5 protein-coding genes and 1 riboswitch are annotated in these 17,889 nt (G+C 59.9%); all 5 genes read right to left on the bottom strand.

The window, feature by feature from the left end:
• Window positions 1-19: 19 nt before the first annotated feature.
• A riboswitch (cyclic di-GMP riboswitch) is annotated at window positions 20-95 on the bottom strand.
• Window positions 96-304: 209 nt separating this feature from the next.
• Window positions 305-1,201, bottom strand: a complete 897-nt coding sequence (locus KJB30_RS00170; protein ID WP_214295911.1) for an alpha/beta fold hydrolase — start codon at window positions 1,199-1,201, stop codon at window positions 305-307.
• A 76-nt stretch (window positions 1,202-1,277) separates the two neighbouring features.
• Entirely contained in the window at window positions 1,278-2,321 is a 1,044-nt protein-coding gene (locus tag KJB30_RS00165) for a 3-oxoacyl-ACP synthase III (protein WP_214295910.1), read from the bottom strand.
• A 126-nt stretch (window positions 2,322-2,447) separates the two neighbouring features.
• Entirely contained in the window at window positions 2,448-9,632 is a 7,185-nt protein-coding gene (locus KJB30_RS17910) for a type I polyketide synthase (protein ID WP_246545395.1), read from the bottom strand.
• Window positions 9,632-16,216 (bottom strand): type I polyketide synthase, encoded by a 6,585-nt coding sequence (locus tag KJB30_RS00150; RefSeq protein ID WP_214295909.1) that lies wholly within the window; start codon window positions 16,214-16,216, stop codon window positions 9,632-9,634. Before KJB30_RS00150 ends, KJB30_RS17910 begins: the two co-directional genes overlap by 1 nt.
• Window positions 16,213-17,772 carry a PfaD family polyunsaturated fatty acid/polyketide biosynthesis protein gene (locus KJB30_RS00145; RefSeq protein ID WP_214295908.1) on the bottom strand — a complete coding sequence of 520 codons (1,560 nt, stop codon included), beginning with the start codon at window positions 17,770-17,772 and terminating at the stop codon, window positions 16,213-16,215. The genes KJB30_RS00150 and KJB30_RS00145 overlap by 4 nt, the downstream gene beginning before the upstream one ends.
• Window positions 17,773-17,889: the final 117 nt, after the last annotated feature.

The raw sequence follows: 17,889 nt of genomic DNA, 5'->3' as shown, positions 1-17,889 counted from the left end.
TCAAAGTCTATGCAGCCACTTCGACAGCCCCTCTATCCATTGCTGGACAGGTAGCTTTGCGCCACCAGGTTTCCCTGGCTTTACCCCTTCGGTGACAAATCTTCATTTTTTCATAACTCTGCCAATAATTTTAAAATGTCAATAATATTTTAATTAATAATTTGTCTCACAAATAGCGGATGGCATTGAAAGGAACAGGAATTCTGAAGGGTGGGAGCAGAAGGGGCCCTCCTGCTGGCACGATCATGTCAGCAGGAGGCATTGAGGTTTAATGGCATTGCCAGCGGAGGGGTATAGTAATTTTTCACAAACTAACCTTCGTCTGCTCCAGGAATTCCCTGATCAGCGGCACAACCTCTTCCCTGGCGTCCTCCAGGATGTAATGTCCGCAGTCCGGGTAGCTGTGAACCTCTGCGTCGGGGAAGCGTCGCTGCCATTCGGCCAGGAAGTGACCGTCAAAGACAAAGTCCAGCTCGCCCCAACATATCAGCATGGGCAGGTTTTTGAATTGGTCGATGCCATCCGACACGGCGGAGACCAGGTCATAGCCGCGGTCGCCTGGCCGGAGGGGGATGTCCTGCACGAAGCGCAGGGTGGCGATGCGGTTCTGCCATGAATCGTAGGGGAGCTGGTAGAGGCTGCGCAGCTCGGCGTTCATCGGGTTGCGTTTGCACCCTACATAGGAGGCGCCCACGCTGAAGGCGTTCAGGCCGCGTACCAGCAGGGTGCCGAAGGCGGTGTTGCGGCAGATGTCCAGGGCGGGCGGAAAGACCTTGGTTTTGGGGAGGTGGAAGGCGCCGGTGTTGAGGATCACCAGGCGGCTGATGCGCTCGGGATGGCGCACAGCGTAGGCCATGCCGATCATCCCGCCCCAGTCGTGCACAACAAGGGTAATGTTATCGACCAGCCCTAGCTGATCGAGCAGTCGTTCCAGATCATCAACCCGTTGGGCAAGGGTATAGTCGTAGCGGTCATCGCCCGGCTTGTCGGAAAAACCGCAGCCGATGTGGTCGGGCACGATGCAGCGGTAGCGATCACGCAGGGCCAGAACCAGGTTGCGATAGTAAAACGACCAGGAAGGGTTGCCATGCACCATGACAACAGTCGATCCGCTGCCTTCATCCAGGTAATGGTAGTTGAGGCCGTTAAGCTCGAGCTTCTTCCCTGTGAAGGGGTATTCTTGTGAAAAATATGAATTCATAGAGTGGAAATGCGCCTTTTTATCTGCTGATCCTGATCTTAATCCTCAACCTCAACCTCAACCTCAATCTGCTCCACTACCAATCCATCCCCAGCATCAGACAGTTCAACCCGCTGCCAATCCCCAGGAAGGCTACCTTGTCACCCTCTTCAAGAATGTCGCGTTCATCGGCAATGGCTGCGGTCAGCGGCAGGGAAACGGTACCCATGTTGCCCAGATATTCGTAGGAGGTGAAATCCTTGTCGCTTGGAATATCGAGGGATTTGAGGATGGCGCTCTGGTGGGCCGAACCGACCTGATGGCAGATAACCTTGTCTATTTCCGCGGCACGCCAGCCAACCTGCGGCAGAAAAGCCTCCCAGGTCTGGCGGCCCAGTTCGACGCCGTAGTTCATCACATTGACCCCGTCAGTTGACATTGATTGGGTGTAGCCCCCCTTGCCGTCGGGTGCCACGCCCCACAGGCAGAGACGATGGTGCTCCGGTGCTGTCTGGGTAATGCCCCCCAGCAGCTGCCGACGCGAGACTCCGGTAAAAGAGCCGTCGGTCAGAAGGACCGCAACTGCACCGGAACCGCCAGTCAGAGTTGCCAGCGAAGCGGCGAAGTGCTGCATGGTCCGCTCTTCCAGCATGCGGGCGATCATGATGTCGTTGATCTCCCGGGCGCTTTCGCAGGAGACTACCAGGCCGGCCTTGATCTGCCCCAGCTCGATGCGGTTGGCAACGTCAAGAATACCGTTCAATACCCCCAGGCAGGCATTGGAGAGGTCGAACACTGCCGCTTTGCCGCCGATGCCAAGGCCGGCGGCAACGCGGCAGGCGGTGGCGGGCTCGAACTGCTCGCGGCAGACGCCCGCGTAGATCAGCGCGCCGATGTCATCGGGGGAGATACCTGTGGAGAGCAGCACTTTCCTGGCTGCGGCGATTGCACCGTGGGAGAGGGGATAGCCCGGTTCCCACCAGCGTCGTTCACGGATGCCGGTCAGGGCCTGCAGCTGCCCGGGCGCAATGCGCAGGTAGCGATACAGCGGCTCCAGGCGGGCTTCCAGTTCGGTGGAGGTAACGACCACCGGTGCAAGTTCATAACCAAGCGCCTCAATGGTAACTTTGCGATACTTCATGTGGACCTCATGGGTGCTTTATATGCAAATCAGCTGCTTGCTCCCTCCCCCGGCCCCTCCCATAAAGGGAGGGGAGGAAGTTCCCTCTCCCCGTGTGGGAGAGGGCTAGGGAGAGGGGTAGGTCTCTCAGCCTTTACAAATACTTACCGTAAAATCATTCATCTGATAGATCATCTTGCCATCAACCGAAAGAAAGCCTGCTGCCGTCATGATCCGCTGCTGTTCATCCACGGCGGTGATCCAGGCTTGCACTGTCACTTGCTTGTTGGTCGGCACGATCTGACCACGGTACAGCCAATTGTGTTTCTTCTCCAGGGCCACGCATTCCAGCACATCCCCCTGCTGCCATCCCCAGCGCTCGACTGCGGCGAACTTGACCAGCTGCAGGAAAGATTCCAGCCCCAGGGAGCCTGGGGTGACTGGATCCTCGAAGAAGTGTGCTTTGAAGAACCATTCGTCAGGATCCACATCTTTTGTGCCGCGGATATAGCCGAGCCCCTGGGGGCCTCCATCAGCCACGAACATCTCGATCCTGTCGATCATACGCAGTTGCTTGTCCGGGAAAGGTGCCTGGTCGGGGTAGGGCAGGCTGCGACCGCGCTCGACCTCTGCCGGTGTCGGCTGATACGGTTTGGCGTCACGGATGCCGACCTGATTGGCCAGGGCCTCTTTGGAGAAGAAGCCGAACATGGTGTCGCCCTCGTAGAGGATACCCTGTTGATCGGCTACGCTGAAATCGAACTCCTGAATGATCATGCCGCCGCTGGTGGCCGCTTTTTTCAGGGTAGCCACGGCGGTCAGGGTGCCGCTTTCGGGTGTTATCGGCCGATACTGAACCGCGCTGCCCCCCAGGTTACGGAAGGAGATGTCACTGGGGCTGGTCAGGGCCGAGCCGACATAGGCGGCCAGCCAGCCGCACGGCTGCAGTGCCGCTTCCAGCAGAACGGAAAACGGCATGCGCCCCTGCCGTTCGACACCAAAAAACCAGGCGTCGGAAGGGGTGTCGTACTGCGCTTCGGCCATGGCGCCGGCAGTCATCTGCCAGGGCGCGCCCTTGACCGCTGTGACCCGATCCATGAATTGGAACGGGGGACCGGGGAGGCGGGCAATCTTGCGGCCGCTGTCGAAGATGCGGTAGGGCTCGCCGAATCCTTCCGAAGGCTTGCCGTTGCTGTAGGCCAGGATCTGCTCTTTGGTGTAGATGGCTGGTTTCTTCAGTGGCGTATCATTGTAGGGGCGTGGTATGCCACGCCCTTGTTCATGTCCGGATGCGGTATTGGGCGAGGCATGCCTCGCCCCTACATTCCACATCGCTTCCAGCTTTTCCCGCGTAGTCCCACTCAACCGAGCAGACATGCTGCTGATCTCCACGATCGGCTTGCCGTCGGCGTACATCAGGGCATCCACTATTACATAGGGCTCGGGACAATATCCGATTTCACGGATGGTGACTTCATAGGTGACTACTTTGGTTGTTTCCAGTACCTGTCCGCGGCAGCAGAGCTTGCTGGCAACGCCCGGAACCGGCTCCCAGACTGCCTCGTTTCCTTCGGCTACCCAACCCATGCGCAGCAGGTAGATACGCAGGGTGTGCATGCAGCATTCGTACATCAGCGTGCCGGGCATGACCCGGTCATCCACGAAATGACAGGTCAAAAACCAGTCGTCAGGGCGGATGTCCGCTTCGGCGCGGATGATGCCGAGGCTGCAGCGTCCCCCTTGCGGGTCGAGCTTGATGACCCGGTGAACCATGCGCATGGTGCCGCCAGGAATTGTCAGCGGGCGGGAAAGGGGCAGGCCGCTGAACAATGTACCGAAGCAGCCGGCCAGATCACCTTGCCGCAGCAGATCCAGTTGGGCTGCATCGTAGCTTTCCCGATACATGGGGACCAGTTCCTGCCAGTCAGCTGGGCGGATGCCCTTGGTCGGCCGCAGGTCCAGGGCCGGCCGCACGATGCCTTTGCCCGCGTCAAGCTCTTCTGCAGAGAAGAAGCCTGCACAGCCGTCACGCATGGAGAGCAGCGGCTGTCCATCCACCGTGGCTTCAAAGAAGAAGCGGAAGAGGTAGGTATCACCCTGGCGGAAGAAACGCTCGATATGGATGTCGTAGTGGATTGTTTCGCCAGGCTGGGGCAGCCCGCGATGAAAGGTGACTACCGCATCCAGCAGGCGGTAGACCGCCAGGCCGCGGGTGATGAAATCTATACCCAGGTAACCGGAGAGGAACAAGTCGGCCTGGCCTGCTTCCACGGCGATGCAGGTAGGGATGCGGCCGCCGTCCAGATACCAGGCGCCGGGCAGAACATCATGCTCAGTGACCACCCGCCCGCTGGTCATGGAGCGTGCTTCACCCTCAACCGTCATGATGCGGTCCACCAGCATCAGCGGCTCATCCGGCAGGCGTACCCGGGTGGGAAAGGAGTCCACTTCGGCGAACTGTGGACCGAGCATGCGGGCAACGGAGCCGCGGGCGAATTCGAGACAGAGGTTTCGATCGAAGGTGCAGGGTTTTACAGGTCGCTGAAAAACAGCCATCTCGCCGCCGTCCTCGTCGGCCCTCTTGTGCGGCGTAGCGCTGTCCCCCCTCCCTATCCCTCCCCCACAATGGGGGGAGGGCATTCTGTTCCCTCTCCCTTTATGGGAGAGGGTGGCCAAAGGCCGGGAGAGGGGACTTTGCGGGTCCTCCTGCGGGTGCGACGATCTGACTATTTTTGAGCAACCTGAGTTGTACGGTACACCGTCAACAGGTTTAGCGGCTATGTGTTCATCGGCTGCAATGGCCAGGGCATCGTCACCCAGAGCCTGGCGCAGGGACATCTCCAAAGCCAGAGCCTGGGCCATGGATTGAGTCAGGCTGTCGCTGAAGCTGAGGAATGCCTCGTGGGCTTTTATCTGTTCCTGCTGGGCACGGGAAAACTCCTGCAGAAGAGTGTCTGAGCAGCTGAGCGCCCCCTCTCCCTCAGGGAGAAGGTTGGGGTGAGGGTGGGTTTCGGTGGTAGCGCTGATATTTACCCCATCCCCACCCCGACCCTCCCCTTGAAGGGGAGGGGGTAGAGTTTGGTGAACGGGAGCGGGCAGAATCGGCATCATTGGTTGAAATGCCGCACCACCGATCTTCACACGCACCATGGCTGTCGATGTAACGGGGAGACTCTCTGATCGCGGCTTGTCGAACAGCGGGGAAAGATCGACCTCCACCCCTTCGCTGATCAGGTGGGCCAGCATGCGCAGCACTGTGGAGACCGGTTCCTGCCCCTGGTAACAGGCAGAACGGGCCAGGTGGGGGCGGCCGTCAAGGATGCGGGAGATCATGCGGCTGCATGAGGCGCCGGGACCCATTTCCAGGAACAGGCGTACCCCGGCCTGATAGGCGGACTCGATGGTCGCCGGATAGTTAATCCCTTCCAGAGCCTGGGCAAGGATAGCATCGGCGGCACTTTCGCGGGTTACCCGGTACGAGCCCCCTTTTGCGCCGCTGTAGAAGGTGACATCAGCCGGCGGATTGGTCGGGAAAAGGTGCAGATCATGGTAGGCGTCTGCCACCGGTCGGGCAACTTCGCAGTGAACCGTGGTCACACCGGAGAGCGGGAAAAAACGGCAGTCAAGCCGTGACACGAGCTGTTCAACGGCAGCGGAATCACCACCGATCACGCATTCATGGGGGGTATTGATGATCAGCAGGTAGGCTCGCGGTATATCGGCCAGAGCGCGACGTACTTCCGCCTCGGGTGCGTCGGCAACTCCAATGCTCCAACGGACTGTTTCGTTGTCGGCCATTCCCCAGGCAGTTCTGGCGGCACGGCACTCACCGGCCAGATCATGGGTAAAGAGGGTGGAATCCTGCATGCGGCTGTACATGCCGTCCCGGTCGGTCCAGGCTCGCTGGCTGAAAAGTGCGGCAGATTCGCCCAGGCTGTAGCCGATAACATGAGCCGGATGCACGCCGAAGCTGCGGACAGCGTCGCTGACAATGCAGCCGGTGGCGACTTGTCCGAAGATCACCGCCCTGTGGTTATCGTCGATCAGGGAGGAAGGGGCGTTGTTCCAGAACAGTTCCGGCTGGAACTGGCTGCGAAGCAGAAGGTTCTCAGCGTGCTGACGGCGGAACAGCTGCGGCCAGCGGCTGGAAAGCTCCATGGACATACCGGGGTAGTGGTTGCCGGAGCCGGGGAACACGAAGGCGATTGTGCCCTGCAGCGCCAGCGGGTCCGCTGAATAGAAAAGGCGGTCACGCAGGGCGGGAATCGTGTCCGCGACAGCTCCCTGCTCCAAGGCGATGCGCCCCTGTCGAATCAGGGCATCAAGCTCCTCAATGCTGCGGGCAACCATGGCCATGGCCAGCGGCTTGTGGGGGAGCGGGTTTCGGGAGTCAAACCAGGAAAAGGCGAGACTGCCCAGGCTGTCGCCACTGTTTTTGCTGATGAGTTGCTGCAGACGGTCCAGTTCAGCGGATACTTCCGCCGGGGTCGCACCGCTCAGGGCAAAGAGGAATTCTTCGCCGTAGCCGAGCGGAGCAGTGCGTTCTGATTCAACGCGAGGCGGATTCTTTTCCCACCCCTCCATAACAACATGACTGCAGGAACCATCGACGCCGCATACGCTGACTCCTGCGCGGCGAGGACCATCTGCGCGATTGAGCAGCCAGTAGCGTGAAGCGGAGGGAACGAACAGGGGACCGGAGAGCTCCCGCAGCGGTTCCTCGATACCCCGGCAGCCGGGGATGATTTCCTGGTGCAGCGCAAGGCAGGTGCGTGCCAGAGAGGCCAGGCCGGAGACCGCGCCGGTGTGACCGATATCTCCTTTGACACTGCCCACTGCGCAGGAACGTTCACCCCTGTTGGCTGCTCCGAAGAACTGGCTCAAAATAACGGCTTCCTGCCGGTCAGCTTCCGGATTTCCGCATGCGCCTGTTTCCAGGTAATCGATCTGGGCCGGGTCGATGCCGGCTTCCGCATAGGCGCGTTCCAGGGCATGCAGGTAGGGGGCACTGCCGCGGGTTTCACCATTGCTGGAACCGATGCCGCGGATAACGGCATAGATTCTGTCGTTGTCACGCTCGGCATCTTCAAGCCGCTTGAGCACAAACGCCGTGGCACCTTCGCCTGCGATGGTGCCGTCCGCCCGCTGATCAAAGGGGAGGCAGCGACCGGTGGCTGAAAAGGGGAGCAGGGCATGTTGCCCCAGCATGGCGCGCAGGTCGCCGGCCAGGTCAACGGCGCCGACCAGAGCCTTGTCCAGTTCACGGTTCCTGAGCAGGTGCACGGCTGTTTCCAGGGCGCGGACGCCGGAGCTCTCCTCGCTGGAGAGGGTGAAACTGGGGCCGCCAATCTGATATTCCCGGGCAATCCTGCTGGCCACGACGCTGCCCAGTGCGCCCATGGTGCGGTTCGCTGTCAGGGCTGGGCCGCTGGCATCCCGCAGGCTGTTAGTCCAGGCGGCCAGCTGTTCTTCGGAAAGATCGAGGCCCAGCTCATGTGCGTACACAGCGGCCTGTTCCGCCAGGGACCAGCGCAGGCTGAAATTGGTGCTGTTCAGGTCAAGTGCAATGCCGATGAAAACACCGGTCCTGGAGTTGCCTTCCCGTCCGGCTCCGGCATCCTCCATCGCTCCTGCGGCGGTCTGCAGCATGAGCAGCTGCTGGGGAAGCATCTCTTCCATCTCTTTGGGGGGAATGCGGAACTGGTTCGCAGCCACAGCGACCTGATCCACATAGAATCCATTGAAGGGAAAACTGTCGAGCCCTTTCTGCCTGAACCAGTCGCTTGCCTGGGCTCCCCACCACGAACCGGGCGGTTCGGGGGTGGCAGTGTTGTCGCCACCGAGCACACGTTCCTGGAAAGCGCGCAGGTCCTGCCAGGGGCCGAAACGTGCATCAAGTCCGACAACGGCAATGGGCTCCGCCTTGTGTGCTCCCGGTGAACAGGGGACTTCAATACGTTCAGCACTTTTTGCCGGTGGAGCGGAAATCCACTCCTCGACCAGCAGGTGCGCATTAATCCCGCCGAAGCCAAAAGCGCTGACAGCAGCGCGTCGGGGAGTTTCCGCACTGCGGCGCTGCCATGGCTGGGGAGCGTCAAGCACGCGGAACGGGCTCTTTTCAAGCTGCATGCCGGGCTGGGGGGTTGCGAAGTTGGCGGTGGGAGGGAGGGTTTCTGCGCGCATGGCCAGCAGCACCTTGGTCAGGGCCGCGGCTCCGGCAGCGGTAAGCAGGTGTCCGATGTTTGATTTGACCGACCCGATGACGCACGGTTGACGGTCTGTTTCCAGGCCGTTCCACAGCTCGCGCAGGCTGGCAACTTCGGTGGCATCACCAACCGGGGTTCCGGTGGCATGGCATTCGATCAGGTCGACATCGCCGGGATTCCACCCAGCCCGTGCGTAAGCTGAACGCATGGCACGCAGCTGCCCTTCGGACATGGGCGCCAGCAGGCTGCCCCCCACGTCGTTGGACAAGCCGATACCCTTGATAATGCCGTAGATCCGGTCACCATGGGCAATGGCATCATCAAGACGCTTGAGCAGGAAAATACCGCACCCTTCGCCGACCACCAGACCGTCTCCAGCAGCGTCAAAGGGGGAGCAGATTCCCCGTTTTGACAGTGCCCGCAATTGGGAAAAGCCCATCTGGGTGAAGAGCGGATCAGGGCGGGAGAGGCCGCCGGTGAGCATGGCGTCTGCCCTGTGGGAGAGCAGTTCGTCGATGGCCAGTTTGATTGCATACAGCGAAGAGGCGCAGGCAGCGTCCAGAGTGAATCCGCCGCCATTGATGCCGAGTGCCTGGGCCAGAATACCTGCCGGAAGTCCGGCAACATAGCGATTAAAAGGTGAAGTTGCGGTTGAAGAATGTGAGTGTCCGAGAAGCTTGTCCTGGAAGGTTCTGCCGAGCCAGTTGGCGGTCAGCAGTGAGGAGGTTTCGCTCGGTAATGCAAGGTTGCCGATGATCACGCCGATGCGGGAACGGTCCAGCGGTGCGGTTACACCGTCGTCAAAGGCACGCTTGCCTGCATGGATCAGCAGGTGGAAGAGCGGGTCAAGTCCTTCCAGCAGACGGGGATCCACAGCCAGGCCGGGGAGGCTGGCGGCAGAGGGAAGTTCTCCCAGAAAGCAGCCCCGCCTGGAATAAACCTTATCCGCAGCACCAATTGCGGGGTCAAAGGCGGCATCCGCAGCAATACGCCAGCGGCCTTCCGGCACCTCCCGGCTGGCGCTGACCTTGTCCCTGATGTTGGCCCAGTATTGATCGAGATCAGGCGCATCGGGATAGATGCCGCCGATGCCGACAATGGCAACCGAGGAGCTGCATGATTTCATCAGGCCGCTACCTGCTCGACATGACCCGGCTGGGAAAGCTGATTGCGACGGAAAGCCCGCTGCAGGGAAGCGTCGATCACGCATTCGTACCCTTCCAGACGAGCGATCAGTTTGCCGCTTTTACGATCAAGAAATTCAATGTCCGCAGAGGCGCTATGGGAATGTTCTCCAGTCACGCGGATCACGACCTGGGCGCCTTCGCGGGGGAAATTCTCCTGGAACTGGCGGTAACGCCCTGCAAATGAGGGGAGCGATCCGGCGCCGAAGCGTTCGAAACTCCAGAGAATCATCAGCTGAAATGCGCTGTCAATCACGAGAGGGTCGGTCAGCCATGCGCTCCTCAGGGGCTTTTTCACCCATGTGGCCGGTTGGGGAGCAGCCTTGACTACGGCGTTGATCCCTTTCGGTGAACACCCGGCCACCTGTTCGATGCCCTGCAGGTCGGGACCGTGAAAAAGGCGCTCGCCGTCGTAAATGGTGCTGTTGTCGTGGGCATAGGGAGTCGTGGGAAGATCGACAATCGAGCGGATCCCTTCCGGCAACCTGGTGGTGAGGATGATCCCGGCGCTGGCGTGCAGAACCGGCTGGCCGTTGCTGTTGGTGCCGACCAGCTCTACCGGAACAGTGTAGAGCGAATCATGTTTTTCCGCTTTGCCGGCCAGAACCTGCAGCGGGCAGGTCATGTTCCGGTCAAAAATGACACCCTTGCAGATGCGGAGGTCGTTGAAACCATGGAAACGGAAGCCGGGATTGCCGTGCAGGGCTCCATGGGCCAGAGACTCAACGATCATGGCCATGGGAAGAACAGCTTTGCCGTCCATGACATGGGAGCGGATAAAGGGAAAATCATCAATGGTCAGTTCCAGAGAGAAAGCTTCGGTAAGGTTCCTCGATCTGGATTTTTTGACTGTCGCTGCTGTTGCGGGGGGCTCGGCCAATACCACTACTTCCACCGGGGCGCCGGAGGCTGCGATCTCACGGGCCAGCAGTTTTCCTCCCGCTTCCAGACCGATCAGGCCGATGCCTTCACCGCTGAAAACCTTCTTGAGGGCAGGGGTAACCATGCCGCCATCCCAGGGGCCCCAGTTGATGCAGACCGTGCGGCATGCGGGCCTGCGGCGAGATTCAGCCTGGGCCAGCTTGTTGAGCACTTCATTGGCAACTGCGTAATCCACCTGGCCGCTGCGGCCGAACCTGCCGGTGGTGGAACCGAAGAGGGCGATACACGCCAGATCATCTTTGGCGGTAGCATCGAGCAGTGAACGCAGACCCTCTACCTTGGTGGCGTAGACCTGTCGGAACTGCTCTGCGGTCTTGTCGCTGATCAGACGGTCAGCCAGCACACCGGCGCCATGCACGATCCCCCGGATCGGGCCGCAGGTTTCGCGGATGGAACTCAGCAGGGAATCAACGGCCTTGCCGTCACGAATATCCACGGAATGATAAACTGCTTTGCCGCCGACAGATTCTATCTTGGCGAAGGTTTCCGTCAGTTCTCTGGCTGCTGCAATGGCACGGTAGCGCTCCTCGATTTCCCGGGGATGCAGCTTTTCAGTAGCCTGTTCCAAAATGGCTTTCTTGATGCTGCTTTCTCCGGTCAGGGGTGCAAGCCAGGCCGGTTCCGCTTGCGGTTGTGCGCTGCGTCCCAGCAGGACGAGCTGCGCCCCATAGGCGCCTGCCAGGGCAATTGCTGCCGAGGCGGTGACGCCGCGGCCGCCACCGGTGATTACCACCACATCCCCTGGCTGCAGTGCAGCAGATGTCTCAGGCAGTGCAGGAAGCTGGGTGAGGGCGAGAGCTGTGCGACCGGAAGGGGTCAGGCCGACTTCCAGCGGACCCTGCATGAAAAGTTCGCCAGCCACGGCCAGGGCTGCTGTTTCACCCTCCGGAAACCCTCCAATGTCCATGGCTTTGCAGAACAGCTCCGGCCACTCGTGGGAGGCAGTCTTGGCAAGTCCCGCCAGACCTCCTGAGAGCGGATCGGCAATCGTCGTTCCGGTTCCGCAGGCAAACGAGCCGTCGAGACGTGAAACTGTAGCAAAGATGGCGCCGCCATTTCCGGTACGTCGGGTCAGGGCTGGAGCGGCATGCTTGAGCAGCAGGAACGCGTTTTCCAGGAACAGAGCATCGGTTCCCGCAGCAGGTGCGGTAATCACCAGGCCGCAGAGATCATCAGCAGGCAGGGACTCCGGTGTTCCCTGCACCTGCACCAGGCGCACGTTGTGTCCTGAAGAACTCAGGGAGGCGCATAGCCCGGCAGAAAACGAGGAGCCGTCGTCGCTGACCCAGATGACGCCCTCTTTGGCAACGTCCAGAGTTTTCGCTGCGGCATCAAGAGGCACAGGCACAATGGTGCTGCGCTGAAGAGGGGCAGCAGCTGCAGAGGGCGCGCTTTCAATCGTTGATTCAACGGACTCGGGTTTATTGTCCTTTGTTCCCTGTCCCTGGTCACTGGTCCCCGATTTACCTGCTCCCAGATAAGCGGCAATTTCTCCCAGGGTATTCAGGGAGCCAAGCTGTTCCGGACCTATCACCGGCGCGTCGGGCAGGCGTTCCTGCAGAGCTGAAAGGATCTCCACCCGCTTGATGGAGTCAATGCCCAGGTCGGAATCCATACCCATCTCCAACTCGAGCATCTCCACCGGATAGCCGGTCTTCTCGCTGACAACTGTCAGCAAGGTTTCGGTCACCTCATTGGCTGAAGTGGCGAGAGCGGTGGCCGGGGACTGGGGAGCGGAACCTGCTCCCAAAAAGGCAGCAATCTCGCCCAGGGTATTTAGGGAGCCAAGCTGTTCGGGACCAATCACCGGTGCGTCGGGCAGTCGTTCCTGCAGTGCCGAAAGGATTTCGACCCGTTTGATGGAGTCAATGCCCAGATCAGAGTCGAGTCCCATTTCCAGTTCAAGCATCTCCACCGGATAGCCGGTCTTCTCGCTGACTACGGCCAAAAGAGTTTCGGTAACAGCAGCAGAATTCTGAATGGTTTTCCCGGTCCCTGGTCCCTGGTCCCCGGTCACAGATTGTTCTGCTCCGAGAAAAGAGGCAATTTCGCCCAGGGTATTCAAGGAGCCGAGCTGTTCCGGACCGATCACCGGTGCGTCGGGCAGGCGCTCCTGAAGGGCGGAAAGGATCTCTACCCGTTTGATGGAATCGATTCCCAGATCAGAGTCGAGCCCCATTTCCAGTTCAAGCATCTCTTCCGGGTAACCTGTTTTTTCGCTTACCACGGCAAGCAGCGTTTCTGTTACACAGTCAGTAGCCGGGGCCTGTGCTGGTGCAGGAGCAGGTGCGACGACTGCAGCAGCGGGCGCAACCGAAGCGTGGTGCACAGGCGGCGTGCTGCAGGCGGCAGGTGCCGGCTGTATGTTGGTCGGCGCGGTGAAGAAAGGCATCGGCGCAGCGCCACCCTGAAGCAGCTGCTGCTGGTGCTGCAGCAGGGTCTGGATGGTCCTGCCGGCAGCCTCCTGACCTTCCAGAAAACGACGATGAAGCTGTGCTGTTTCTTCCTGCATCCGTTGCAGCACGGCCATGCCTTCCCGCGTAACTCGCAGGGACTCCACCAGCGCGTCCTGGGAAACCGGTGAAGCAGCGACCGGGGACTGGGGACCTGGGACCTGGGACCCAAAAGCGGGAGAGGCAGGGACCTGGGACGTGGGACTGGTGAAGGCGGAAGAAGCTGGGATCTGGGGCTGGGGATTGGTGCCGTTTTGAATAGATTTTACCGGTCCCCGGTCCCCGGTCCCTGCTTTTGGTTTTTTGGGGGCAACGTAATTGGCGCCGGAAATCTGGATGGTCATGGCCGGCTTTTTACCGTTTGCGGCAGGCACGGGCTTATAGGTGTCATCCCAGCGTGCCAGGCGGACACCATATCCTAGGGCTGCCAGCTGGGCCAGACAGCGGGCCAGGTCAACGATGCCGGAGCGCTTGCCGTTGGAGGCATCCAGGGCAACAACGGTATGTTCACGCTGATCAAGGATGGCTTTGACCAGTCCGCTCAGGCGGGCGCCGGGGCCGACTTCGACAAAGGTACGCACTCCGGCGGCATACATCGCTTCGATCTCGGCCACGAATTCCACCGGACGGGCCAGCTGGTTTGCCAGAAGCTCGCGGGCTTCGGCGGAATCTGCGGGATAGAGGCTTGCACTGCTGTTGGAATAGACCGGCAGGCGTCCCGGGGGCAGAGCCAGATCGTTCAGGGCTGCCAGAAGCGGTGCAGCTGCATCGGCAACCAGCTCACTGTGAAAGGCGGCTGCCACTGGCAGCTGTTTGCAGGATAGCTTGCGGGCTGCGCAGGCTGCAGCAGCACGGGCTATTTCGGAAGTGCTTCCCGAAAGAACGGCCTGGGTCGGAGCGTTGCGGTTTGCAATCACCAGCTCAAGTTTTTCCTCGCTGATCAGCTGTTCGACTACCTCCAGAGGAGCTGATACGGCAAGCATACTTCCCTTGTCGCCGCTGCCTGCAGCCATCAGACGACCGCGCAATCGGGAGAGGGAATGGAAAGCTGATTCATCCAGACGTCCGGCGGCACACAGTGCGGTAAGCTCTCCGTAGCTGTGGCCCGCTGCGGCCTGGGGAACCACGCCGAATGATTCCAGCAGCTGAAGTGCGCCGAGGCTGACTGCGCCAATAGCGGGCTGGGCGACGTCTGTCGCACGCAGGGCGGCCTCCTGGTTCTCACGGGTGGCATCATCAAAGGCGGCAGGAGGGTAGATCAGGTCCGAGAGATGTGTTCCACTGGTTGATGAAAAGTCTTTGTCTGCAGCAGTAATGGCATCAAGCACCTGGGGGAAACAGCAGGCCAGGTCCCGCAGCATGCCGGTGTACTGGGCTCCCTGGCCGGGGAAGAGCATGGCCATATCGCCGGACACAGCACCACCGGAGTAGAAGGCTCCGTCGGGAGTGCTCCAGCTGCCGGCCGGGTTTTTGCGCAGCATGGCCAGGGCATTGGCACAAGCTGATTTCAGGTTGGTCCGTTCACGTTCGGCTACCAAAACCAGCCGGCAAGGGGCCGCGGCATCAAAGTCATTGCGCAAATCCGCAGCGAGTGCTCTCACCTGATCCCAGGTCAGTTCGCTGTTCACCGCTGCAAGAGTTGTTTCCACTGCCGATGCATCCGTTCCGCAGAAGGGGAGAATCTGTACTGTGCCGTCCCAGTCAGCCTTGAGCTTACTCGGCTGGTATTCTTCGATGATCGTGTGGAAGTTGGAGCCGCCGAAGCCGAAGGCACTGACCGCGGCACGGCGCGGGGTTCCATTGTGGGCGATCCAGGGGCGTTTCCGGTCGGCAATATAAAACGGGGAATTTCCGTCGGATACCTCTTTGAGAGGCTGCGTAATCTTGATGGTGGGGGGAATTACCTTGTGATGCAGCGCCAGAGCCGCCTTGATCAGGCCTGCTGCACCGGCCGCTGCCTTGGTGTGACCAATCTGGGATTTAACCGAGCCCAGGGCACACCAGGGTTGATCTGCCTCACCGTAAATGTCGCGCAGGGCAGATACCTCCACAGCATCACCGACCTTGGTGCCGGTGCCGTGGGCCTCAACCAGCCCGATGCTCTCGGGAGTGACACCGGCCTGTTGGCAGGCGTTGCGAATGGCGTTTTTCTGGCCGCTGGCGCTTGGGGTATAAATTGCTTCGCCTTTGCCATCACTGGAGGAACCGACTCCGCGGATCACCGCATAGATCCGGTCACCGTCACGCTCTGCATCCGCCAGGCGTTTGATGACAACGATGCCGAGCCCTTCGCCGAGAATGGTGCCGTCACCGGCTGCGTCGAACGGTTTTGCATTGCCGGAAGGGGAGAGCGCGGGAGTCTTGCTGAAACACATGTACATGAAGATGTCGTTGAAGGTGTCGATTCCGCCGGTAACGACCATGTCGGATTTGCCAGTAGCCAGTTCCATCCCGGCCAGGTGCAATGCACTGAAGGAGCTGGCGCAGGCAGCGTCCACGACGCAGTTTGTGCCACCCAGGTCGAACTGCTTGCTGATCCTGCCGGCAACGACATTGCCCAGAAGACCGGGGAATGAATTTTCCTGCCAGGGAACGTAGGAATCGGAAATGCGCTGAACCACATCTTCGGCAACTGCCGGGTCAACCCCTGCATCTTTCAGCGCCGCGCGCCAGTGGGGATGGCCGAGCCGGGCACCAAGAGGGATGACCAGTTCCATGGCGCCGGTGACCCCGAGGATCACACTGACCCGGTTGCGGTCATACTCACGCTCAGGGCCGTAACCGGCATCCTTGAGCGCCTGATCGGCGGCCACCAGGCCGAGCAGCTGGGAAGTGTCGATGGCCTCCATGGTGGAGGGGGGGATGTTATATTCCATCGGGTTGAAGGAAACCGGTGAGAGAAAGCCGCCCCGTCGTCCGTAGGTCATGTCCGGGGATTTGGGGTCCTGATCGTGGTAGTCTTCAACGTTCCAGTGGGTTGCGGGAATCTCGGTAATGGCGTCGATCCCTTCGCGGATGTTGGCCCAATAAGCGGTGCTGTCTCCGGCTTGGGGAAAGAGACAGCCAATGCCGATGATTGCCAGCGGATCCACGTTGGCGGCGTTGTTACGATCCAGTTCTTCCTTTTTCACGCGAGGCACTCCTTCATCTGGTGATCTTCGAGCGGTTCTGCAGCCAGCGCTTCGGCGGGAAGTTCCAGTCCCTGAAAACGCAGAATTGAGGCGCGGGAAAGAATTGCCGCGCCGAAAAGGATGTTCATCGCCACAGTGGCGATTTTGCGTTGCTCAGGGGATTCGAGGAAGCTCCCTGAAGCCCATTCGTTAAATGCTCCCATGGCCGGTCCGCACCAGACCTGATAATCCATTTTGCGTGCAGTATTTCCGTCCTTGGCCCAATGGGCTCCCTGTCCGAGATACCAGCGGAATACAAGGGCCATGAGGTGTTTCTGGTCCCGCTCGGCTCTTTCCACCTGGCGTGGGTCGCGCTTGAGGAAATAGGTGCGGGTCTGGTTCCAGATATCTTCCATGGAGGTCAGGAAAAAGGTCTTTTCCAGTTTTTCCTTGTCTGCGGCCGGGATTGCGTCGATACCGGGGCAGGCGCGATAGATTTCGTAGAGTTTTGCGGCGCGCATGGCAAACATGGTTCCCCGCTTCAATACCTGTACGGTCACACCCATTTCAAACATGTCGGCAGCCGGGGCCATCATGACATCAGCCTGGCGTGTTGCAGCCAGAAGCTGGCGCACATCGTCCGACGTTCCGGATTCGAGGCAGGCCTGGTTGACCGAGCCGGTCATGATGTAGGCGGCACCCATGGCAAAGGCTGCAGCGGCCGAAGCAGGAGTTGAAATACCTCCCCCCAGGCCGACCCTCAATTTAAAATTATAACCAAATTTGTTTCGCATGCGTTCCGCCAGAGAGAGAATGGTCGGAAACAGGGCGATGGCCGGACGGTTATCGGTATGTCCGCCGGAATCCGCTTCAGCGGTGATATCCTGAGCCATGGGAATGTTGGCGGCGAGCCCGGCCTGCTCCTCGGTAATCGCGCCCTCTGCAACAAGCTGACGCAGAAATTTTTCAGGCGGGGGAGAGAAGAATCTTTCGGCCAGTTCTTCACGGGAAACTTTGGCGATGATGCGGTTGGGGGTATTGATGGTGCCGTCGGGCAGCCGGTGGATGCCGTGGACGCGATAGCGGACCAGCGGCAGGGTGAGGGCCAGGAAAGCTGATGCTTCCACCAGGCGCACTCCCTTGTTGATGTACATTTCTGCAAGGACCTTTTCCAGATCCGGTTCGTGTGGTGAATGAATCAGGTTGAAGCCAAAGGGAAGTCCGGTGGCCAGCAGTTTTTCGATTGCGTCTTCAACCACAGGAACCGGCAGACCGGCTGCTCCGAAAAAGCCGAGCATTCCGGCTCGCCCCAGCTCTTCAGCCATTGCGACGGAGCTGATCCCCTTGGCCATGGAGCCGCCAAGGTAGGGGTAACGTATGCCGAGATCTGCGCAGAAGCCTGGATCTCCAAGATTTTCGGGCAGCACCGCTGGAGCGAAGCCCTGCACTTCACCATTATCGCTCAAAATTCGGACCGGACAGCGCACCATGCGGAGGGCTTCCTTGATTTCAGCAGCCGGTGCCGACAGAGAAAGTGGTCGGACTTCGACTGTAGTGGGTTGATCGTTTTTTTTCATGCGAACTCCATCTGCTGGTTCATTTACGACAGGAAGCGGGTGCGGCAAGTTTCAAGGTTAAGAAACGTCACAAATTATATGAAAATGAACAATAATACAAGCAAATGACTATGTGTG

The organism is Pelotalea chapellei (assembly GCF_018531195.1).
GTDB classification, from domain to species: Bacteria; Desulfobacterota; Desulfuromonadia; order Geobacterales; family Pseudopelobacteraceae; genus Pelotalea; species Pelotalea chapellei.
The sequence above is the reverse complement of the archived record's forward strand: the minus strand, read 5'-3'. Positions and strand labels throughout refer to the sequence as shown.